We start from the raw sequence: 20,640 nt of genomic DNA on the forward strand, positions 1-20,640 counted from the left end.
CAAAGCCCCGCAGCGATGAAAGTCTTGGTGGGCAAAGAATTAAAAAAAGCGGTGCACGAGGGGTGCACCGCCGGATAGTTTTCCTAAACCAAAACAGCCTTAAGCAATGGCCAAGCGCTTGAAGGCAACTACTTTGGCGTTGGGGGCTGCTTCTTTCAATACCTGAGCAACCGTTTTTTTGTCGTCTTTTACGAATTTCTGATTCAACAAAGTATGCTCTTGGAAGAACTTGTTCAGTTTGCCTTGAGCAATTTTGTCAACCAGTTCTTCGGGCTTACCTTCTTGACGTACCTGCTCGCGTGCTACTTCCAACTCTTTTTCTACAATAGCCGGGTCCACACCGTCTTTATCGATGGCGATGGGCTTCATGGCAGCGATTTGCATGGCAATGTCTTTGCCGGTTTCGCTGAGATCGGCGCCATTCACGCCTTCAAACACCACCAATACACCTACTTTTTCGTTGCTGTGCAAGTACTCAACAATTTGCTCGCCGGTGTAGAACACATAGTCGCTGATGGTCAGCTTTTCGCCGATTTTACCCATCAACTCGGTGATGGCTTCTTTTACGGTTTGTCCTGAAGGCAAAGTCAAGTTTTCTACTTCTTCTTTTGTTTTAGGTTTGTTTGCTTTCACTGCTTCGAGGATAGCCTCACCCAAGCCGCGGAATTCGGTGTTTTTGGCTACGGGCTCGGTTTCGCAGCTGAAAGCGAAAGCAGCTGCTTCGGTACCGGTGTTGTAGATAAATACAACCCCTTCTTTGGTTTCGTTATCGGCGCGCTTGAGGGATATTTTCTCACCCTTTTTGCGAAGGATTTCAATGGCTTTGTCGAAGTCACCTTCGGCTTCTTGCAGGGCTTTTTTGCAGTCCATCATGCCCATGCCTGTCATTTGGCGCAGTTTGTTTACGTCTTGTGCTGTGATTGCCATAGTATTATGCGTTTTTTATGAAATAGTTAAAAACCGGGTACTGTATTTTAAAAGGCAAGCCCATCAACGTGAAATTGATGGGCAGCCATGTTTTTATATGCAAAAGAACGTGTGCGGTGTGAAAAGAAGAAAACCGACTTATTCTTCTTCGTCATGGCTTTCGGGTGCGTTCTCTACGTCGGCACCTTCATCCATCGCACGTTTTTTGTTTTCTTCTGCTTGCAGCTTTTGCGCTTCTTTTTCTTGCTTGCGCTCTTGCTGCGCTTCTTCAATGATGTCGCCAATATAGTTCACGATCAAGTCAATAGACTTGTAGGCGTCATCGTTGGCAGGGATGGGGTAGTCCACGCTGGTGGGGTCAGAGTCGGTGTCCACCATAGCGAATACGGGAATACCCAAGCGCTTGGCTTCTGCCAAAGCAATGTGTTCGCGGCGGATGTCCACGATGAAGAGCGCACCGGGCAGACGGTTCATTTCCAAAATACCGCCCAATACTTTTTCCATCTTCTCTTTTTTACGCTGCATCATCAAGCGCTCACGCTTGGTGAGGTTTTCGTAAGATTCGCTCTTCATGAGCTTTTCCAAGCTGTTGAGCTTCTTGATAGACTTGCGAATGGTAGAGAAGTTGGTAAGCATGCCGCCCAACCAACGCTCGGTTACGTAAGGCATGCCGGTGCGTTTTGCCACTTGCTCCACGATTTCGCGTGCTTGCTTTTTAGTAGCAACAAAAAGGATTTTTTTGTTGCTGCGCACAATGCCTTTCAACGCTTTGGAAGCCTCGTCGAGGGCTGCCAAGGTTTTGTTGATATCAATCAAGTGGATGCCGTTCTTCTCCATGAAGATGTAAGGTGCCATTTTGGGGTTCCACTTGCGTTTCAAGTGACCAAAATGCACCCCGGCTGCCAATAAGTCTTTATATTCCAATTTTTTTGCCATATTCCAAGAGTATTTATAAGTAAGCAGTTTGCAGGATTAACGTTTGGTCCACTGGAAGCGTTTTCTTGCTTTTGCACGACCATACTTCTTGCGTTCCACCATACGGGGGTCGCGGCGCAAATAGCCTTCTTCTTTCAATGCTGCGCGATACTCAGGGTTGTATTCTACCAGTGCACGAGCAGTAGCCAAACGGAAAGCCTCAGCCTGACCTGCGATTCCGCCTCCGTCCAAGTTCGCTTTGATGTCAAATTTGCCGGCTTCGTTGACCAAGGTCAGTGCCTGCATTGCCACTGTGCGCAATACTTCCGTGGGGAAGTACTCCTCGAAGGGGCGCCCATTGATGGTGATAACACCACTGCCCGGCTTCATATAGATACGCGCTACAGCAGTCTTTCTACGTCCTATAGTATTGATAACTTCCATGATTAGTATTTCAGTTTATATTCCTTAGGTTGTTGTGCTTGATGCGGATGCTCTGCTCCTTCGTACAAATGCAAGTTCTTGAACAACTGACGACCCAAGCGGTTTTTGGGCAACATGCCTTTCACGGCATGCTCGATAAGGCGGGTAGAAGATTTGGCTTTCACTTGCTTGGCAGTCAAAGCACGTTGACCACCCGGATAGCCTGTGTGGCGGATGTAAAGTTTTTCATCCCATTTTTTGCCGGTGAACTTCACCTTGTCGCAGTTAATCACAATCACATGGTCGCCACAGTCCACGTGAGGGGTGTAGAGAGGCTTGTGCTTTCCACGCAGGAGATGCACAATTTGGCTTGCCAGGCGGCCTACCACGGCGTCGGTAGCGTCCACCACGAGCCACTCTTTCTTAACCGTATTTTTATTTGCCGAAACGGTTTTGTAACTCATGTACTTCACGGTTCTTCTCGTTTTATAGTTTATTTATAGGCTATACCCTTCCAAAAAAGGACACAAATATAGACACATTTGACACTAACATGCAAATTTTCAAGGCTTTTTTTGCATGCCGGTCAAACATGGGGGCAAATTTACGAAAACTTTTAAGATTGTTACTATGAATGCGTTAAGTTTTTTGCATTGCTTGATTGACATACCGTGAAAGTGCCGCCGGAACCGGAAAGAAGCCGTTTCGGCATGTGCCGGGGAGTATAAATTAGAATGTGAATTCTAATTCCCAAAATAAAAATGGTAAAACCTTTATTCTGTGTGCCGAATATTTTTTAAATTGCCTTTAAGTGCAAAAAAATGTTTTAAAAATACTACTGTTTATGGATGTATATATTTATGAAGCCCTGCGTACGCCGCGGGGCAAAGGAAAACCCGACGGTGCTTTGCATGCCACACAGCCCGTGCATTTACTCACCACCTTGTTGCGCGAGCTGCGCGAGCGCTTGCAGTTCAACACAGCTGAAATCGACGACTTCATTGCCGGTTGTGTAACGCCCATCGGCGAGCAGGGCGCAGACATTGCCCGCACCGCCGTGTTGGCAGCCGGCTATGCCGAAACGGTTACGGGAGTGCAAATCAACCGCTTTTGCTCTTCGGGCTTGGAAGCCATCAATATGGCGGCGGCTTATATAGCTGCCGGGCAGGCACAACTGATGATAGCCGGTGGGGTGGAGTCCATGTCGCGGGTGCCCATGGGCTCAGACGGCGGCGCCCTGTTTACAAGCCCCGAGATAGTAGGGGAGCTGCAGATTGTGCCGCAAGGTATTTCGGCAGACCTGATCGCCACCAAGTACGGTTATGACCGCCGGCAGCTGGATGCTTTTGCCGTGGAATCGCACAAGCGGGCAGCCAAAGCATGGGCAGAAGGCTATTTCAAGCGTTCGGTTGTGCCCGTGAAAGATATTTTGGGGCATGTGGTACTTGACAAAGACGAAACCGTGCGCCCCGACACCTCTTTGGAAATCATGAGTACTTTGCCCCCTTCTTTTGCCATGATGGGCCAAATGGCAGGCTTGGATGCCTTGGCTATAGAGAAGTATCCCGAAATTGAGCGTATTGAGCATGTGCACCATGCCGGCAACTCGTCGGGTATTGTCGATGGGGCGGCAGTGGTGCTGTTGGGCAACAAAGCCATGGGCGAAAAGCTGGGATTGAAGCCACGTGCCCGTATCAAGGCATTCACCACCTGCGGTTCAGAGCCCACCATCATGCTGACGGGACCTATACCGGCTACCGAGAAGCTGCTCAAGCGTACCGGCATGCAAATTTCCGATATCGATTTGTTTGAAGTGAACGAAGCCTTTGCAGTAGTTCCCATGCTTTACATGGATACTTTCAACATACCGCACGACAAGGTCAACGTGAATGGAGGTGCCATTGCCATGGGGCATCCGTTGGGGGCTACCGGGGCCATCTTGCTGAATACTTTGGTCGATGAGCTCGAACGACGCCAACTGGGCACCGGCTTGGTAACGCTTTGCATTGGCGGCGGCATGGGCATTGCCACTTTGGTTGAAATGGTATAACCTTATAAAAAGAGTAAGTAATTATGATTCAATATACAATAAAAGAAGGGGTGGCCGTGCTTGATATCAATATGGAGGGCTACCCGATGAATGTGCTCAACGAGCATTCCATAAAAGCACTGGGCGAAGCCATTGAGCGCGCCCTGGCCGATGAAGCAGCCAAGGGCATTGTTATTACTTCTTCAAGAAAAGAGTTTGTTGCCGGGGCAGATTTGAATATGTTGCAGCAGTCGGCGGATATAGAAACGACTTATCAGATGATTCGCCGTTTGCACGATATCTTTCGCCGCATGGAAACAGGGCGCAAGCCTGTGGTAGCTGCCATCAATGGCACTGCCCTGGGAGGGGGCTATGAGTTGGCCTTGGCATGCCACCGCCGCATAGCACTCAACCATGAAAAAATACAGATAGGCTTGCCCGAGACACAAATAGGCTTGTTTCCGGGCGGAGGAGGCACGCAGCGTTTGCCCCGGCTCATAGGCATTGAGCCTGCCATGCAGCTTATTTTGCAAGCCAAGCGCATGAATCCGGAAGAAGCGCTAAAAGCGGGGCTGGTAGATGAGCTGGCAGACACAAGAGAAGAGTTGTTGCGCAAAGCCATCGACTGGGCGCTGGCAAACCCCTCGGTGTTGCAGCCCTACGACGAAATAGACAAAAAAGGAAGGGTCGTAGGCAAGAAAAACTATAAAATACCCGGCGGCAATGTGCAGAGCCCCAAAGGCGTGCAAACCTTTATGGCAGGCACTGCCCTGCTGGTACAAAAAGTGCACTTCAACTACCCGGCTGCGCATGCCGTCCTGCGCTGCATGTATGAGGGCTTGCAAGTGCCCATTGACTTGGGCTTGGACATAGAGGCGAAGTATTTTGCCAAAATAGCCCAAACCAAAGAGGCAAAAAACATGATTCGCACCTTGTTTTTTGCCATGAACGAAGCCAACAAAGGCGCTGCCGCGCCCCAAGGAGTAGAACCACGCGAGGTGAAAAAAGTGGGCATTTTGGGCGCCGGCATGATGGGCTCGGGCATTGCCTATGTGAGTGCCATGGCAGGCATTGAGGTGGTACTCAAAGATGTTTCGGTAGAGAAGGCAGAGAAAGGGAAAGATTATTCGCGTGAGCTGCTCAAAAAGCGGGTGGCACGCGGCAAGATGACACAAGAACAGGCGGAAAAAGTGCTGGCGTTGATTCGTCCTACTGCCGATGCTGCTGATCTGGCAGGCTGCGATTTGGTTATAGAAGCAGTATTTGAAGACCGCGAACTGAAATATAAAGTGACGCAAGAGGCAGAAGCATTCCTTGACGAACGGGCTGTTTTTGCTTCCAATACTTCCACCTTGCCCATTACTTCGCTGGCAGAAGCAAGCCGCCGTCCGGAGCAGTTCATTGGCTTACACTTCTTCTCGCCGGTAGATAAAATGATGCTGGTGGAAATCATCAAAGGCAAGCAAACCAACGACTACGCCCTGGCAACGGCCATCGCCTATGTGCAGAAAATACGTAAAACGCCCATTGTGGTGAACGACTCGCGGGGCTTCTACACTTCCCGTTGTTTTGGCACCTATACATCGGAAGGCATCACCATGCTTTCGGAAGGAATAGTGCCGGCGCTCATCGAACATGCCGGCGAACAGGCAGGCATGCCGGTGGGTCCATTGGAGGTGGCCGATGCCGTGAATTTGGATTTGATTTACAAGGTAGGCAAGCAAACAGAAAAAGACACAGGCCTTTCATTTTCTTCTTTACCTGAAGGAAAAGTAATTATCAAATTTGTGGAAGAGCTGGGGCGCACCGGCCGGCGCGACAAGAAAGGGTTCTATGAATATCCGGAAAATGAGCCTAAACGCTTGTGGGCAGGCTTGAAAGAGCTGTTCCCGCCCAAGGCAGAGCAACCACCCATAGAGGAGCTGAAAAAGCGTCTGTTGTACCGTCAGGCAGTGGAGGCAGCCCGCTGCTTTGAAGAAGGGGTGGTACGCACGCGCCGCGATGCAGATGTAGGTTCTATCCTGGCATGGGGATTTCCGCCTTATACAGGAGGCGCCCTCTCGTTTATTGACTACGTAGGCATTCAACGCTTTGTAGCCGAGCTGGAGCGCTTGGCTAACGCCTACGGGGAGCGCTTTCGCCCCCACCGAAGCGCTTGCGCGAGGCAGCTGCCAATAACGACTATGCAGGCTATGTGAGCCGTTGGAAATGATAAGGTGTGTATGCCTGCTTTTGTAAGCAGGCGACCTTCCGTATAGACAGTAAGGGGCTTTGCCTGTGCGGAAGGTCGTTTCTTTATTCAATAGCTTGCTGTCTTGAAACAAACACCCTTGTTTTTGAGCTGCGTGTCATCTCGAACGAGCGAAGCGAGTGAGAAATCTCAAGCTCATCAAGCTACAAGAGGAAAAGAGATTTCTCGCTACGCTCGAAATGACAATGGGGGCACTCAAAATGACAAGAAGGGAGGAGCACCCGGAATGATGAAATGACAATAAAGGGCACTTGGAACGTAAAGAGGCAGGATTATAAAAAAGAGGGGGGCAACGCTATGCCTTTGGACAGTGGTTTTACTCTAACGCCTGTTTGCTTTTACACTTTTTTATTTTTCCTACTTTTACCATGCAAATCAACCTTTAGCTGAGCAGACAGATGCAAGAGCGTTTATATTTTTTTGCGGTGGTACCACCGGAGCCTCTGTATTCGGAGGTGCGCGCCATGAAAGAGGAAATACGGGATTTGTTTGGCTGCTCGTGGGCTTTGCGCTCACCTGCGCATATTACCTTGTATATGCCTTTTCGCATGAAGGAAAGCGAAGAAACGCAATTGGTAGCATCGATACGCCGTTTTGCAGCCCCTTTTGGGCGCTTCCACCTGCATATTGACGGCTTTGATTGCTTCCGTCCGCGTGTGTTGTTTTTGCATGTAGCGCCTTCGAGGGCTTTACAACACCTGCAGGCTTCGCTTTGCGCCTATCTGAAAGAGGCACACGGCATTCATGATCGTCGCATGGAGCGCCCCTTTCATCCGCATATGACGTTGGCACACCGCGATGTGTCGCCCGCACAGTTCGAAGAGATGTGGGCTTACTATAAAGACAAACCTTTTTCTGCCGGCTTTGAGGTAAAAGGTTTTTACCTGCTCAAGCACGAGCACAAGCGTTGGAAAGAGCATGTATTCTTTCCCTTTGGCGGAAAGAATTAAGGCTGTAGACGGTGCAGATATTCGGCAAGGAGTGCCTGTTTGGCTGATTCCTCTGTGCCGGGGAGCGCCAATAAACCGAAACCAAGCAACTCGCCGGGGCTTATGTTTTCTTTCTTGCAGCGGTATAACAGGACACCTTGGGCGGTCTTCACTTCAAGCACCCCGCCCAAATAGTTGATGTAAGCGGCAGGCTTGTCTTTTTCCAACAGAACGGCAGCATTTGGTTGTTGCTGTTTGATTTCAAACGAGGCTTCCTCTTCCTCACCGCGGTATATTTTCAGGCGGCTGCCGTATTCTTTTATCTTCCACAGCGGGCGGCTACCGGCATCGCGCAGCTTCCATTTGTTGGGCTCGTCGGGGTAGAGGCGCACTTCATATTGCAGCTTGCCGTCCTCGTCATAGAATTTGTCTTTGGTGTCGCTCTTATGTTTACCTTCCAAGATGCCTTGCGGGCTTTCTACTATCCACACCGAAGGCATGATGCGCAGGCGGAAACTATTTTTTTCTTGCACGTTATCTATCAGCCAGCCGGTATTTTCAATGGCAGATGGTGTATTGTTTTGCCTGCTTTGCAAGGTGGTAGTAGTAACTACCGCACCGGGTGTGGATTCGCTTGCCCAATGCCGCGCCATAAAGGTGAATATAATCAGCAGACCCGCCGCTATTCCCCCGAAAAGAAGAAGCTTGCGCCACTTGCCTTGCTTCCGGGAGGGAAGGGCGCGTAGTGCATCCAGTGCAGCCATCACGCGTGTGTTGTGAGGGGCTATCTGCAGGGCTTCTTGGGCATACTCTTCGCCGCGCTGCTTCCATAGGTCTTGCCGGGTGCTCAAATAGGCTCCGGCACACAGCTCGGTGAGGAGCACCACCGGCTCGGCTTCGAAGGGGCGCAGGGCATGGGCTTGCTGCAAAGTGTCATAGCCTTCTTCAAACTGCTGATGGAGCAGGGCTTGTTTGCCCTGTTCGAGCAGCTCTTGGTAGCGTTGTTCAAGATACTGCAAGTCATCGTCGGTGAAGCCCAGCCGGCGGGCAATTTCGCGCATGTCTTCTTCTGTGGGGCGCTCGCGTTCTTGTTGCAGGCGGGTCAGCGCCTGAATATAGTTGTCCCATTTTTTGTCCATGTCCATGATTATTGCCCGTTTGGTGCTTGTTTGTTTTCGTCCGTTAGAAAATCCTTATATCGTTGGTAAAGATAAGAAGCCACCAGTAATACGGCACCTGCTACGATGAATAAGATGATGCGGCTGAGCGGGGATTCAGCCTGCACATCGATAATCAGTATTTTCAGAATGGAAAGCAGAGCCAGTAATACGCCCAAGCGACGGCGGTCAAGGTGTTGCCGCCGGATGCCCCTGTAAATCCAAAAGCCGGCAAGCAGCAACCAGGACAAACTCAAAACGAAGCGCAAGCTTAGGTCGAGATGCAACTGATAGCTTGTTTTGTCATGAGGTGCGGTGACTATCATGTAAAAGCCAATGGCTTCCATGCTACATATAAGCAACCAGCTGATTTGACGGGCGTAGAAGTTGCCGCGCACATACACCTTGGGGCTGTTGCCTTGCTGCAGCTGCCGGCGTTGATGGTAAAGCAAGCCCAGCAGGCAGGCATACACGGCATAGCGCCAAAGCCAACTATAGGGGGAATATCCTTTGAGAAACACATGCCACATGATGCTCTCGAAACTCGCAAGACAGGCAATGAAAGAGAAAGCAGCCAGTGCAGGCACCACACCGTAGCGCACTGCAGCAGGCAAAGACAGGCCGCTCTGCTTTTTTGCCCAGTATGTAGCAGCCAAATAATACACCACACTGAAACAGAAAACAGCCGGCAGTGTAAACAAATCATACTCGTGAACGAAAAAGGCGTAATTGATGAACTCTATGGTTGTGAACCAAAAAAGGAAGAGGAAAAACACAGTCAGTATGTTGTGCTCTCGGCTGCCCGTTTGCAGCAGGCGGCGATAGAGCCACGCCATGCATACAAGCACCAGCCAGCGGCTGAGCAGTTGCCACCAGAGCACCGCACTCTCTTCGAATTGAATGATGTTCCACATCCCCGGCAGCAGGAAAAACACACCACCGGTAATGTAGTAAATCACTTTCCAATAGGTAGTAGTGTGCCGGTGTGGCGCGAAATACAGTGCTGCGACACCAAACAAATAAATCGAGGACCAGGGAAATAAACGTACGAAATCATTTTCTATTCTTATGATTTCCCCGGACTCAAATTTGGGCAGCATGAAGGTTTGCAAAGTGCCTATGGCGAATAAAGCAGCCAGCAGGCGAAAAACAACTGTTATGGAGAAAGATAGATCACGCGGCGGTGGCAGCAGGCGCCTAAGCGGCTCGTGCAGCCCCGCAAACAAGGCAAAGGCAGCAGGAATTGCCCAAATGCCGTCGTATATATTGAGCATCAGAATGAACGTAAGCCCTATGTTGGCAAGCAGAAACCACAAAAAGACAGACAACTTTTCGCGTGCATGCCGGTAAAGCAAAAACAAAAGTACCGCATGGTATAAAAAGCCATACCACAAAGTGATGATGCTCATTTGGTGGTTGGTGGTGGCAGCATTGGCGCCAAAGGCGGCTTCCAGTATCACCCAGATGAATAAAAAAAGCCCGGCGGTCAGAAAAGACAGCAGGACGGTGCGCCACCAAAAGAAACGCAAAGCCAGCAGCGAAATACCGGTATTGAGTATCCCTATGTAGGTAAAGATAAGGAAGCTGTCGGCATCCAATCCACGTAGCGGCACAAGCACCAGATAGCCCCCCACAAAGCCCAAAATACCGATGAGCTCTTCGCGGTAATAGTAGGCATATACGAGGAAAATCAACATGTTGCCCACAAGCAAAGCAATGCCGCCCCAATGGTTGAGTTCGTAATGATTGACGGTATAAAGTGAAGTGACAAAGCTGAGCACGGCAGCACCGGCCACCCATACCGAAGCCCAGCGTGTGCCCAGGGGGCGCTGTTTAATGCCGGTGCCCAACATGGCGGCTGCCCCCAAATAGCCCAGTGCAATACGGACCGGCGGCGTAAGCCAGCCGTGGTCGATAGCATAGGCAAGCAACAGCAGCAAGCCCAGCACAAACAGTATGATGCCGGCAAAGGCAAACACCTTTCGCACCACCAGCTGATCCCAACTGCCTTCCCCTTTGGCAGAAGGGGGCTGGGGCGCTGCTTGGGATGCATCGTGCGTTTTTTTTGATGAATCACTCAAGGCGCGCAGGCGCTCATAGCTTTCTTGCAAACGCGCCAACTCTTGAGTGATGGCTTTGATGCGCTGCTCTTCTTGTGGCGTAGGGTTTTCTGCCTGCAGCAGCTCTTTGAGCTGCCGGCGGTAGTCTTGTATCTTGTGCTCTAAGGCTTGGAGCTGTTCCGGTTTCATAGAAAACAAAGAGAATGATAACCCTATGAAGTTGCGCAAAAACCTTTGCTTTTGCAAATGCAACTCACAGCAGCAGAGCTTTAATTTTCAATGCCTTTCAGCGAAAAGTCATATGCGGATGCCCAGTACCAGCACATCGTCGGTTTGTTCGAGGCTTCCTTTCCATTGCTGGAAAGTGCTTTGCAAAAGCTCTTGTTGTTCACCGGGCGAAAGGGGGGCTATTTGCTTGAGCAGCTCGCGGAAGCGCTTGAGCATGAATTTACGGTTTTCGCCGATGCCGAATTGGTCGGGAAAACCATCCGTAAAGAGGTAAAGCATATCGCCCTGTTGCAGCTCTACATGCGTTTCGTTAAAATTCTTGCTATTTGGAAAACCTACGGGGAAACGGCTGCCCCGGATGGTTTTTATACGTTGGTTGCGCACCAAATACAGGTCCATGCGGGCACCTGCAAACAGCAGTTTTTTTTCTTTCATATTGAGCCGGCACACAGCCAGGTCCACACTTTGGTTTTGGAGAGTTTTTCCCCGCCGGTTGATGGTATGCTGCAAGTGAAAATCCAGAACGTTGAGGATTTGAGCAGGTGCACATATTTTACTTTCCTGCACAATTTGGTTGAGCATAGAAATACAGAGCACGGTCATAAGTGCGCCGGGCACCCCATGCCCCGTGCAGTCGCCTACAGCCAACAATATTTCGCTGCTTGTTTGTGAGGTAAAGCGGGGCACCAAGTTCATCCAGTACAAATCGCCGCTTACGATATCTTTGGGCAGGTAAAGTAAAAAGGATTGAGGGAAAGCGCTTTTGAATAGTTCTTTATCGGCCAGGAGGGTTTCTTGCAGGTGGCGGGCATATTGTATGCTTTCGGTAATTTGTTTGTTCTTTTGCTGAATTTCTTCATACGCTTCGCGCAGCTTGAGGTTGCTGAGGCGGTACATTTCCGTTTCGCTTTCGGCACGCTCCAGAGCAAAACTGATTTGCAGCCGTTTGAGGCGGTTATTGGCGTCTTCGCCAATGACTTCGTCTTTTAATTGTACATATTGCTCTAAATGCCGGAGGGCTTGGGCATGGTCGCCGGTAGCTTTGTAAAGCTTGGCAAGCAACTCATGAATGCGGTAAAGCTTGGGTTTGGCACGAATGCCGGCAGCCAGTTCAAGTGCGTATTGCGCCTCTTTTAATGCCCGTGCGTATTGTTTTTTGTGATAGTATATACGGGCTATTTGCAATGCACTGTTGATGATAGAGCCTTTGGCGCCCAGCTTCTGTCGTATGTTCAGGGCTTGTTCTGCCTGCTGCAGTGCCTTGTCATATTGTTTTTGCTTTATGAGGATATCGGCAATATCATGAAGTGAGCGTGCATATCCGCTTTGGTCACCTGCTTTTTTTTGAAGTTGAATGGCTTGATTTTGCATGCGCCAAGCGGTCATCAAATCGCCTTCTTTCAAATAGAGCCGTCCCAAACCATTGTAGCAGCGGGCAGCACCATTGATTTCTTGCTTTTGCTCGAAAATAGCCAATGCCTTTTCGTAATAAGTAGCTGACAGGCGCGGTTCTTTAAGCTCCATGTAAAAGCCGGCAAGCACATAGTGGGTCCAGCCACTACTTAAAGATTGGATGTTGCGGCACAAATGCAATGCCTCAAAAACATGTGCCAATGCTTTTTCATACTCGCCCGTATGCCAATAAGTAAGAGCCAGGCGGGCAAGGGTCAGTGCCAGCCCCTCTTGATAATCGATGCTTTGAAACAAGCGCTTGGCTTGCGACAGCCGGCTGACGGCATCCTCATATTGCGCCAACAAGAAATGGTAAAACCCCAGGTGCATGGAACTCCAGGCCAGCCCAAAGTCGTAAATGCTGCCGTCCGAAAGGCGCACCGACAGGCGGTTGGCTTGTTGTGCCAGCTGAATGGCACGCCGTAAATCTATGTCTCGCAGCGACCAGCTTAGTTCATTCAGCAGGTCTATTTGTTGTTTTTCTTCCTGGGCTTCTTGTAATGCACGCTCCAAGTCAAGAATCTTCCGGCTTAGCATAAAGTCAGTGGTTGGGGGTTGCCTAAGAATGATTGTTTTGGCGTTATATTTTATTGAAAAAACACTGAAATGCAAAATATAATTTTATAAAATGTCTGATTGTGTGCTGCTTTTTTTGAAAAAGTAGCCAGCAGACTACTCAATAAACCAATTTCAGCACTTGAGCTTGCACCGGCTGTTTTTGCAGTGTGCCGTCGGTGCGGGTAACCATCCATTCGACAACCTCTATCAGAAAAATTTCCCCTTCTATTGGGCGAAAAGGCGCCAAGGTGAAACGGTCCTTACCGGTCAGAACCATGGTTTGCATTTTGCCATCTTTTCGTTGATGGGTGATGAGCGTTTTAAAAGGGCGAATGCGCTGAATATCGGGATGCGCTTTTTGGAAGTCTTCGTCCGGTGTTACCACCAAATGCAATTCATCTTCCTCAAATACCTCTTGTGCCAGTAGCGACTGCGAGGGAGTGATGACTTGTGCACCACGGTAAAGCATCAGTTTTTGTGCTGTGCCCGGCAGTGAGCATAAAACCATAAAAAGAACAGGTAAAATAATTTTTTGTAAATTCAGCATAGCTTATTTCTTTAAAGCTTCTTGAAAACCAAACGGTTTTCTCAAGATACGTAAAAAGTTGTTAGACTCATCAACTGAATACAAGTTATGCGCATCAAACATTTTTCATTGCCTTTGGCAGCTCAGCTATTTCAGGCTTTTTCTGACGAAGCCCGTTTACGCATCATGCATTTGTTGTGGCGCAACGGCAAGATGACCCCCTCGGACTTGGAACTGATCCTTGATTACTCGCAAACCAAGACCTCGCGTCATCTGGCTTATCTGCGCAATGCAGGCATTGTACGCCCCAACCGTATTGACCAATGGGTGTTTTATGCCATGAAAGAAGAAGTGAAAGGCGTAGTGGAGCAACTGCTGAAGCTGGTAAAAGACCCCACGCTTCAGGAAGACCAAAAAGTGTATAAGACCTTGTTTTCAAACCGTGAACTCTCTTTATGGAAAGTGGAGCCGCGCAAGCGCGAGCAACTCTTTTTGGAAGAAATGAAACTGGTTCACTGAATCTATGCAGCTTGACATCCGCCATATCGTTTTCGATTTAGATCACACGCTATGGGACTATGAGCGCGCTTCGGAAGAAACCCTGCGGGAGCTTTTCGAGGCATATGCACTCGGCCGCTACTGCCCGGACTTTGAATCTTTTTTCTCTGTATTCAAACAGGTAAACCACCTTCTATGGCAGGCATATAACCAAGGGCAGATAGAACAGGCGGCTTTGCGCCGTGTGCGTTTCGTGCACATATTTGAGCGTTTGGGTATTCCGCTGCACCGGGCAGCGTCTTTTGGCGAAGAATACGTGCGACGCTGTCCTCACAAGCCTTACACCTTGCCTTATGTGCGGGAAGCATTGGATGAGCTACGGGCACAAGGCTATTTGTTGCATATTCTCACCAACGGCTTTGCCGATGTGCAATATACCAAGCTGCAGGCGGCAGGCATCGAATGCTTTTTCCACACCGTGGTTACTTCCTGTGTGGCAGGTGCTGCCAAGCCACAAGCCCGGGCTTTTCGCTATTTCTTACAAGCAGCCGGCTGCCCTGCGCATCATTGCCTTATGGTTGGCGACAACTGGGAAGCCGACGTGTGGGGCGCACGCCAAGTAGGCATGCACGGCATATGGTATAATCCCCGGGGTTTGCCCGTTCCCGAAGAAAGCATGCAGATTACCTGCTTTAGCGAATTGAAGCTGTTTTTAAGAGAACGGACACTCCCTTAAAGCCGCGCACTTGTTAAGTCTTTGATAATCGTATAATTTTGCGCTTTATAGTGGTAACTCTATGGCAAAGAAAATCATAGTATTAGGTGGTGGCGAAAGTGGGGTGGGCGCCGCCCTTTTGGCAAAACAAAAGGGCTATGAAGTCTTTTTGTCAGAAGTAGGGCAGCTCAAAGCCGCTCATAAGGCCAGCCTTGAGCAGGCCGGCATCCCTTATGAAGAAGGGGGACATAACTTGGACAAGATTTATGCAGCCGATGAAGTAATTAAAAGTCCGGGTATTCCTAATGAACTGCCCGTTGTGCAAGGTATCTTGGCGCGTGCTATTCCGCTCATTTCGGAAATAGAATTTGCAGCGCGATTTACACGCGGCCGCTTGTTGGCGATTACCGGCAGCAATGGCAAAACCACTACGACTTTGCTCTTGCATCATCTGCTCAAAAGTGCCGGTTTGGATGCCGGCTTGGCGGGCAACGTGGGGCATAGCTTTGCGCGCGGTCTGCTCGAAGAAGGCGACCACGATTATTGGGTGCTGGAGTTGAGCAGCTTCCAGCTGGAGCACTGCTACGACCTGCATCCGCATGTGGCCATATTAACGGGCTTGTCGCCCGACCACCTCGACCGCTATGGCGGCTCTTATGAGGCATACGCCGAAGCCAAAATGCGTATTTTTAATAAACAAACAGCAGACGACTATCTTATTTTTAACTACGAAAGCAAGGATTTGCGCTTTGCCATGGCAAAGCACCGTATCGAGGCGGTACGCATTCCGGTGGCTTATACCAAAAAGGAGGGCTTGCCTTTTGGGGCATGGGCTACTACTGCCGGCTTACATTTGGAGCTTCCCGGGCAACCGCCTGCACTCATAGAGTGGAAATATTTGAAACTTGCCGGCAAACACAACCTGACCAACGCTTTGGCTGCTTTGAGTGCCGCTGCCTTGGTGGGTGTGCCACCGGAAAGGCTTAAAGAAGGATTGGCTTCCTTCACGGGTGTGCCCCATCGCATGGAGCTGATAGCCGAAGTGGCAGGCGTCCGATTTATCAATGACTCGAAAGCCACGAATGTAGAGTCCGTATATTTTGCTTTGGAGGCATTCCCCGCTTCGCCTCATATTATCTGGATTGCCGGTGGAGTGGACAAAGGCAATGACTATAGCGTTTTGGACGACCTGGTGCGCAGCCGTGTAAAACACCTGATATGCTTGGGCACCGATAACCGTAAATTGCAGGCGCACTACAAAGGCATGGTGGCTTGTAGTGAAGCACGCAGCATGGAAGAAGCAGTTGCATTGGCTGTTCGCATGGCACAGCCGGGCGATGTAGTGTTGTTGTCGCCGGCTTGTGCCAGCTTTGATTTGTTTAAAAACTACGAAGACAGAGGGGAACAGTTTCGCCATCAAGTGCAGGCTTTACTGAAACCTCTTCAATCAAAAGCATAAATTATGAGCAATCTTGGTAAAAAGATAAACACCAATTGGAAGCCGGTGATAGGCATCACCATGGGGGATTACAATGGCATAGGTCCGGAAATCATATTAAAAGCATTGGAAGATAACCGCATTTTGCAACTATGCACACCGGTCATTTATGCTTCCATGAAGGTGCTTTCGCGCTATCGTCGCTTGTTGAACCTGCCCGAATACTTTATCCACCAAGCCAAAAGCATCGACGAAATCACGCATAAAAAAGTAAATCTCATTAACTGCTTTTCCCTGAAAGAAGAAGTAGAGCCCGGGAAAGTCACACCGGCAGCCGGCGAAGCCGCTTTCTTATGTCTGGAACAAGCTACCAAAGACCTTTTGCGGGGACGACTCGACGCCGTCGTTACTTGTCCTATCAATAAGAAAAACATTCAAAACGAGCATTTTCAATACCCCGGGCATACAGAGTATTTCACCGATAATACAGGCAAAAGCGAAAGCCTCATGTTTATGATACATGAGCAAATAAAAGTGGCCATGGCAACGGGGCATGTGCCTGTCAAAGAAGTGGCGCAGGTGTTGAACGAAGAAAAGCTGCGCACTAAGTTGCAGTTGATGATAGAGAGCCTGCGTACCGACTTCGGCGTACTGAAACCACGCATTGCCGTGCTGGGGCTAAATCCGCATGCCGGCGACGAAGGCGTGATTGGCGATGAAGAAATACGAATCATCCGCCCGGTGGTGAAAGAGTTTAAACGCGACGGTCACCTGGTGTTTGGTCCCTATCCGGCAGATGGTTTTTTTGCACAGCACCATTATAAAAAGTTCGATGCTGTGTTGGCTATGTATCATGACCAAGGGCTTATTCCGTTTAAAAGCATTGCCGGCTTTGAGGGCGTGAATTTTACTGCCGGCCTGCCCATTGTGCGCACCTCGCCCGACCACGGCACCGCCTATGAGATTGCAGGCAAAGGGATAGCTGACCCCACTTCCCTGCTACATGCACTTTTTTGGGCTTGCGATATAGCCAAAATCAGGCGCTTCGAACACCTGATTGAAATCTCTGATTAGTTTGCGGTTGCTAAAAAAATACGTAAATTTGCCACTCGCAATTTTGTGCATGAGCGAAATGGGTGACTACTTGAAGAAATATGAGATACCGGTCTTTCACCTCAAAGAGCAGGTTTATACCTACGATTTTGAGGATGATGACCGCTTCTTTGCCTGCTTTGAAAACAGCCTGGTAGAGAAGGCGCATTTTGCTGCACAATTGCAATTGCGTAAAGACCGCAACATGCTGCATCTGCAATTCCGGATTAAGGGCGACATGCAGCTTGTTTGCGACCGCAGCCTGGATGAATTCAAACATCCGTTTGAGCTGGAACGCTATCATATCATACAATTCAGCGACACCGAAGCCCCGGCTTCGGATGAGTTGACCATCCTGCCTTCGTCAACCACTGCGGTAAACGTGGCACACTACATTTATGAAGAAATATGTTTTGCCGTGCCGCTAAAGAAGCTGCACCCGCGCTACCGGCAGGAAGAAGAGCAGGAGAGCGAAGATGACGTGTTGCACAACAACAGCCGTCTTTTCTATACTACCCACCCCGGCGAAAAGCAAGAGCAGAAGTCAAGTGAAGACGAAGATATTGACCCACGTTGGGCAATTTTAAAAAAGCTAAAAAATAACCAAAACGAAAATTAACTATGGCACATCCGAAGCGTAAAACCTCGAAGACCCGCAGAGATAAGCGCAGAACGCATTACAAGGCATCTATGCCTGCGCTTTCTATTTGCCCTACTACCGGTGAACCCCACTTGCGTCACCGTGCTTATGTGGTAGATGGCAAGCTGTATTACAAGGGAAAAGTGTATATTGAGGACTACGAGCGCATCTAAGGTATTTACCGGCGGTGAGCTCCGTCACTTATTTCTTTTTCCCTAAACTTTATAGCTAATGAATCAGCCTATTAAAGTCGCAATTGATGCTATGGGGGGCGATTTCGCCCCCGAATCTCCTGTGAAGGGAGCCTTGATGGCAGCACAGCAGCGTGCAAATGAAATCGCAATCGTATTGATCGGACAAGAAGACGCCATCCGGGCGCACTTGCCCGAAGAAGTGCCTGCCAACATTCAAATTGTGCATGCCGACGAAGTAATTGGCATGGCAGAGCATCCGACCAAAGCCATGCAGCAAAAAATGCGTTCGAGCATTGCCGTAGGCTATCATCTGCTTAAAGAAGGCAAAGTGGATGTGTTCTGCGGTGCAGGTAATACCGGCGCCATGTATGTGGGCGCTTTGTTTAGTATCAAAGCCATTGAAGGCGTCATGCGCCCGGCGCTCATCAGTCATGTGCCCATGGTCAACGGCAATACCGGTGTTATTCTGGATGTGGGCGCCAATGCCGATTGCAAGCCCGAAGTGTTGGCTCAATTTGCGCAGCTGGGCAATCTCTATTGCAAATACGTGCTGGAGCACGAAGAGCCACGCGTGGCTTTGTTGAGTATAGGTGAAGAAGAACAAAAAGGAAATATTGCCGTGCAGGCGGCACACAAGATATTAAAAGGTGCAGAGCACCTGAACTTCGTAGGAAATATTGAAGGGCGCGATATCTTTTTGGATAAAGCCGATGTGATAGTATGCGACGGCTTTATTGGCAATATTGTGCTGAAAATGGCAGAGTCGATTTATGAAATCATGAATAAGCGCGACCTGCACGATACATTTTTTGACCGCATGAACTACGAAGCCATCGGCGGGAGCCCTATCTTGGGAATTAACGGAAATGTGGTGATTGGACACGGTATATCGTCGCCATTGGCTATCTGCAACATGATATTACTCGCTGAAAAGTTTGCACAAGCCGAATTAAATTCAAAAATTAAAAGCGCATTGTTGCAAAGTATTTAAGTTGTGACGGGGGGCCTTACCCCCTTCTTATGTTTTCACCAAAAATAAAAACCCATGGCACCAATTACCGCAGCCATCACGGGCGTAGCAGCTTATACCCCCGATTACATATTGACCAATAAGGAACTGGAACAAATGGTGGACACCAACGATGAGTGGATCACCACCCGCACCGGCATCAAAGAACGCCGCATCTTGAAAGGCGAAGGGCTGGGCTCTTCTTATTTGGGCGCAAAAGCAGTAAAACAGCTGCTCGAAAAAACCAACACCCACCCCGAAGAAATAGACCTTTTGATTTGTGCCACAGCTACTCCTGATATGATGTTCCCGGCCACTGCCAACATTATTCAGCACGAGGCAGGGCTTGTCAATGCTTTCAGCTTTGACTTGATGGCTGCTTGCTCCGGCTTTTTGTATGGCTTGACCACAGCCGCTCAGTACATACAAAGCGGACGCTACAAAAAGGTGATTTTGGTAGGCGCCGACAAAATGTCATCAATTGTAGATTATACAGACCGCAATACCTGCGTGCTTTTTGGTGATGGGGCAGGCGCTGTTTTGTTGGAGTCCAACACCGAAGGCTATGGGCTGCTTGACCATGTACACTATACCAACGGCGCCGGATGGGTGCATCTGCACATGAAAGCCGGCGGAAGCCGTCGCCCTGCTTCGCATGAGACCGTGGAAGCACGCGAACACTTTATTTACCAAGAAGGCGCCAACGTATTCAAACATGCAGTGGTAGGCATGGCAGAAGCTTCTTATGAAATTCTGCAACGCAACCAACTAACCGGCAAAGACATAGCGTGGTTGGTACCACACCAAGCCAACAAACGCATTATAGACGCTACTGCCCAGCGCATGGGGCTCGATGAAAACAAGGTGATGCTCACCATTGATAAATATGGAAACACCACCAATGCTACCATTCCTTTGTGTTTGAGAGATTATGAAGCGCAGCTGAAAAAAGGCGACCTGTTGGTATTGGCGGCATTTGGCGGAGGATTCACTTGGGGCGCCAGCCTCGTGAAATGGGCTTATGACCCCCAAGTTTAATTTTTTAAATACAAAATTGTATTTTTACCACCTCGAACAAACGAAACGACTCATGAAAGCGAAAGAACTGAGAGACCTCATCGACTTTATTGCACAGTCGGGCTTGGCAGAAGTAAATATTGAAACCGAAGAGTTTAAAATAAGTGTAAAACGCCATTCAGAAGCGCCGGTGGTGCAGTCATCTGTGCCCGTGCCTCTGCCGCCGGCACCGCAGCCGCAAGTAGCGGTTCCCAACCCTGCACCTCAAACCCAGGCGCCTGCTACCGAAGCACCGACTGCCGAACCAAAGAGCAACAAGAAGCTTTTGGAAATCAAGTCACCCATGATTGGCACCTTTTACCGTGCCCCCAATCCGGATGCTGAACCTTTTGTAAAAGTGGGCGATATCGTAAAGAAAGGGCAGGTAGTGTGCATCATCGAAGCCATGAAGCTTTTCAATGAAATAGAGTCCGAGGTAGAAGGACGTATCGTGGAGGTGTTGGTAGAGAATGCTTCGCCTGTGGAGTACGACCAACCGCTGTTCCTTGTAGAACCTCTCTCTTAATCAAAAACGGATTTTTT

Annotated in this window: 20 protein-coding genes; 12 read left to right on the forward strand and 8 right to left on the reverse strand. The window is 49.4% G+C overall.

Going from position 1 to position 20,640, the window contains the following annotated elements; translation table 11 throughout:
• Positions 1-99: 99 nt before the first annotated feature.
• The 4 genes from tsf to rplM form a co-directional block, all read right to left on the reverse strand.
• Entirely contained in the window at positions 100-927 is an 828-nt protein-coding gene (gene tsf, locus QVE43_RS11080; protein ID WP_288007146.1) for a translation elongation factor Ts, read from the reverse strand.
• A gap of 138 nt (positions 928-1,065) precedes the next feature.
• Positions 1,066-1,863: a 30S ribosomal protein S2 gene (gene rpsB / locus QVE43_RS11085; RefSeq protein ID WP_038030026.1), complete on the reverse strand. Its 798-nt coding sequence runs from the start codon at positions 1,861-1,863 to the stop codon at positions 1,066-1,068.
• 36 nt (positions 1,864-1,899) lie between these two features.
• A complete protein-coding gene (gene rpsI, locus QVE43_RS11090) occupies positions 1,900-2,286 on the reverse strand; it encodes a 30S ribosomal protein S9 (protein ID WP_038030024.1) in 387 nt (128 codons plus the stop codon).
• Between the two features lie 2 nt (positions 2,287-2,288).
• Complete coding sequence (gene rplM, locus QVE43_RS11095) at positions 2,289-2,738, reverse strand: 50S ribosomal protein L13 (protein ID WP_157630062.1); 450 nt, start codon at positions 2,736-2,738, stop codon at positions 2,289-2,291.
• A gap of 371 nt (positions 2,739-3,109) precedes the next feature.
• Between rplM and QVE43_RS11100 the strand changes: the two genes are divergently transcribed.
• From QVE43_RS11100 to QVE43_RS11110, 3 genes are all read left to right on the forward strand, one after another.
• Positions 3,110-4,315: an acetyl-CoA C-acetyltransferase gene (locus tag QVE43_RS11100; RefSeq protein ID WP_288007150.1), complete on the forward strand. Its 1,206-nt coding sequence runs from the start codon at positions 3,110-3,112 to the stop codon at positions 4,313-4,315.
• 23 nt (positions 4,316-4,338) lie between these two features.
• Entirely contained in the window at positions 4,339-6,492 is a 2,154-nt protein-coding gene (locus tag QVE43_RS11105) for a 3-hydroxyacyl-CoA dehydrogenase NAD-binding domain-containing protein (RefSeq protein WP_288007152.1), read from the forward strand.
• Positions 6,493-6,943: 451 nt separating this feature from the next.
• Positions 6,944-7,495: a 2'-5' RNA ligase family protein gene (locus QVE43_RS11110; protein WP_288007153.1), complete on the forward strand. Its 552-nt coding sequence runs from the start codon at positions 6,944-6,946 to the stop codon at positions 7,493-7,495.
• Here QVE43_RS11110 and QVE43_RS11115 read toward each other — a convergent pair.
• The 4 genes from QVE43_RS11115 to QVE43_RS11130 form a co-directional block, all read right to left on the reverse strand.
• The gene (locus QVE43_RS11115; RefSeq protein ID WP_288007165.1) at positions 7,492-8,619 is read right to left on the reverse strand and encodes a hypothetical protein; all 1,128 of its coding nucleotides are present in this window, start codon (positions 8,617-8,619) and stop codon (positions 7,492-7,494) included. The two genes, QVE43_RS11110 and QVE43_RS11115, sit on opposite strands and share 4 nt — an antisense overlap.
• Before the next feature lie 2 nt (positions 8,620-8,621).
• Positions 8,622-10,880, reverse strand: a complete 2,259-nt coding sequence (locus QVE43_RS11120) for a DUF2339 domain-containing protein (RefSeq protein WP_288007167.1) — start codon at positions 10,878-10,880, stop codon at positions 8,622-8,624.
• 108 nt (positions 10,881-10,988) lie between these two features.
• The gene (locus QVE43_RS11125; RefSeq protein ID WP_288007169.1) at positions 10,989-12,908 is read right to left on the reverse strand and encodes a tetratricopeptide repeat protein; all 1,920 of its coding nucleotides are present in this window, start codon (positions 12,906-12,908) and stop codon (positions 10,989-10,991) included.
• A 139-nt stretch (positions 12,909-13,047) separates the two neighbouring features.
• Entirely contained in the window at positions 13,048-13,476 is a 429-nt protein-coding gene (locus QVE43_RS11130) for a hypothetical protein (protein WP_288007171.1), read from the reverse strand.
• An 87-nt stretch (positions 13,477-13,563) separates the two neighbouring features.
• Here QVE43_RS11130 and QVE43_RS11135 point away from each other — a divergent pair, with 87 nt between their 5' ends.
• The 9 genes from QVE43_RS11135 to accB all read left to right on the forward strand — a co-directional run bounded on the left by QVE43_RS11135 (position 13,564) and on the right by accB (position 20,623).
• Positions 13,564-13,974: a helix-turn-helix transcriptional regulator gene (locus tag QVE43_RS11135; protein WP_288007173.1), complete on the forward strand. Its 411-nt coding sequence runs from the start codon at positions 13,564-13,566 to the stop codon at positions 13,972-13,974.
• Positions 13,975-13,978: 4 nt separating this feature from the next.
• Complete coding sequence (locus tag QVE43_RS11140) at positions 13,979-14,689, forward strand: YjjG family noncanonical pyrimidine nucleotidase (protein WP_288007175.1); 711 nt, start codon at positions 13,979-13,981, stop codon at positions 14,687-14,689.
• Positions 14,690-14,750: 61 nt separating this feature from the next.
• Positions 14,751-16,127 carry a UDP-N-acetylmuramoyl-L-alanine--D-glutamate ligase gene (gene murD, locus QVE43_RS11145; protein WP_288007177.1) on the forward strand — a complete coding sequence of 459 codons (1,377 nt, stop codon included), beginning with the start codon at positions 14,751-14,753 and terminating at the stop codon, positions 16,125-16,127.
• A gap of 3 nt (positions 16,128-16,130) precedes the next feature.
• Entirely contained in the window at positions 16,131-17,180 is a 1,050-nt protein-coding gene (gene pdxA / locus QVE43_RS11150) for a 4-hydroxythreonine-4-phosphate dehydrogenase PdxA (protein ID WP_288007179.1), read from the forward strand.
• Between the two features lie 28 nt (positions 17,181-17,208).
• The gene (locus tag QVE43_RS11155) at positions 17,209-17,817 is read left to right on the forward strand and encodes a DUF177 domain-containing protein (RefSeq protein ID WP_288007180.1); all 609 of its coding nucleotides are present in this window, start codon (positions 17,209-17,211) and stop codon (positions 17,815-17,817) included.
• Between the two features lie 2 nt (positions 17,818-17,819).
• Complete coding sequence (rpmF, locus tag QVE43_RS11160; RefSeq protein ID WP_288007182.1) at positions 17,820-18,011, forward strand: 50S ribosomal protein L32; 192 nt, start codon at positions 17,820-17,822, stop codon at positions 18,009-18,011.
• A gap of 70 nt (positions 18,012-18,081) precedes the next feature.
• The gene (gene plsX, locus QVE43_RS11165; RefSeq protein ID WP_288007660.1) at positions 18,082-19,023 is read left to right on the forward strand and encodes a phosphate acyltransferase PlsX; all 942 of its coding nucleotides are present in this window, start codon (positions 18,082-18,084) and stop codon (positions 19,021-19,023) included.
• Positions 19,024-19,077: 54 nt separating this feature from the next.
• Positions 19,078-20,079 (forward strand): beta-ketoacyl-ACP synthase III, encoded by a 1,002-nt coding sequence (locus QVE43_RS11170; protein ID WP_288007184.1) that lies wholly within the window; start codon positions 19,078-19,080, stop codon positions 20,077-20,079.
• A 52-nt stretch (positions 20,080-20,131) separates the two neighbouring features.
• Positions 20,132-20,623, forward strand: a complete 492-nt coding sequence (gene accB / locus QVE43_RS11175; protein WP_288007186.1) for an acetyl-CoA carboxylase biotin carboxyl carrier protein — start codon at positions 20,132-20,134, stop codon at positions 20,621-20,623.
• Positions 20,624-20,640 lie beyond the last annotated feature (17 nt).

The sequence above is a fragment of the Thermonema sp. genome (assembly GCF_026003375.1).
GTDB lineage: Bacteria > Bacteroidota > Bacteroidia > Cytophagales > Thermonemataceae > Thermonema > Thermonema rossianum.

Coding starts and splice junctions, on each gene's coding strand:
- tsf (WP_288007146.1), bottom strand. CDS start 927: ATGGCAATCACAGCACAAGACGTAAACAAACTGCGCCAAATGACAGGC.
- rpsB (WP_038030026.1), bottom strand. CDS start 1,863: ATGGCAAAAAAATTGGAATATAAAGACTTATTGGCAGCCGGGGTGCAT.
- rpsI (WP_038030024.1), bottom strand. CDS start 2,286: ATGGAAGTTATCAATACTATAGGACGTAGAAAGACTGCTGTAGCGCGT.
- QVE43_RS11100 (WP_288007150.1), top strand. CDS start 3,110: ATGGATGTATATATTTATGAAGCCCTGCGTACGCCGCGGGGCAAAGGA.
- QVE43_RS11105 (WP_288007152.1), top strand. CDS start 4,339: ATGATTCAATATACAATAAAAGAAGGGGTGGCCGTGCTTGATATCAAT.
- QVE43_RS11110 (WP_288007153.1), top strand. CDS start 6,944: ATGCAAGAGCGTTTATATTTTTTTGCGGTGGTACCACCGGAGCCTCTG.
- QVE43_RS11115 (WP_288007165.1), bottom strand. CDS start 8,619: ATGGACATGGACAAAAAATGGGACAACTATATTCAGGCGCTGACCCGC.
- QVE43_RS11120 (WP_288007167.1), bottom strand. CDS start 10,880: ATGAAACCGGAACAGCTCCAAGCCTTAGAGCACAAGATACAAGACTAC.
- QVE43_RS11125 (WP_288007169.1), bottom strand. CDS start 12,908: ATGCTAAGCCGGAAGATTCTTGACTTGGAGCGTGCATTACAAGAAGCC.
- QVE43_RS11130 (WP_288007171.1), bottom strand. CDS start 13,476: ATGCTGAATTTACAAAAAATTATTTTACCTGTTCTTTTTATGGTTTTA.
- QVE43_RS11135 (WP_288007173.1), top strand. CDS start 13,564: ATGCGCATCAAACATTTTTCATTGCCTTTGGCAGCTCAGCTATTTCAG.
- QVE43_RS11140 (WP_288007175.1), top strand. CDS start 13,979: ATGCAGCTTGACATCCGCCATATCGTTTTCGATTTAGATCACACGCTA.
- murD (WP_288007177.1), top strand. CDS start 14,751: ATGGCAAAGAAAATCATAGTATTAGGTGGTGGCGAAAGTGGGGTGGGC.
- pdxA (WP_288007179.1), top strand. CDS start 16,131: ATGAGCAATCTTGGTAAAAAGATAAACACCAATTGGAAGCCGGTGATA.
- rpmF (WP_288007182.1), top strand. CDS start 17,820: ATGGCACATCCGAAGCGTAAAACCTCGAAGACCCGCAGAGATAAGCGC.
- QVE43_RS11170 (WP_288007184.1), top strand. CDS start 19,078: ATGGCACCAATTACCGCAGCCATCACGGGCGTAGCAGCTTATACCCCC.
- accB (WP_288007186.1), top strand. CDS start 20,132: ATGAAAGCGAAAGAACTGAGAGACCTCATCGACTTTATTGCACAGTCG.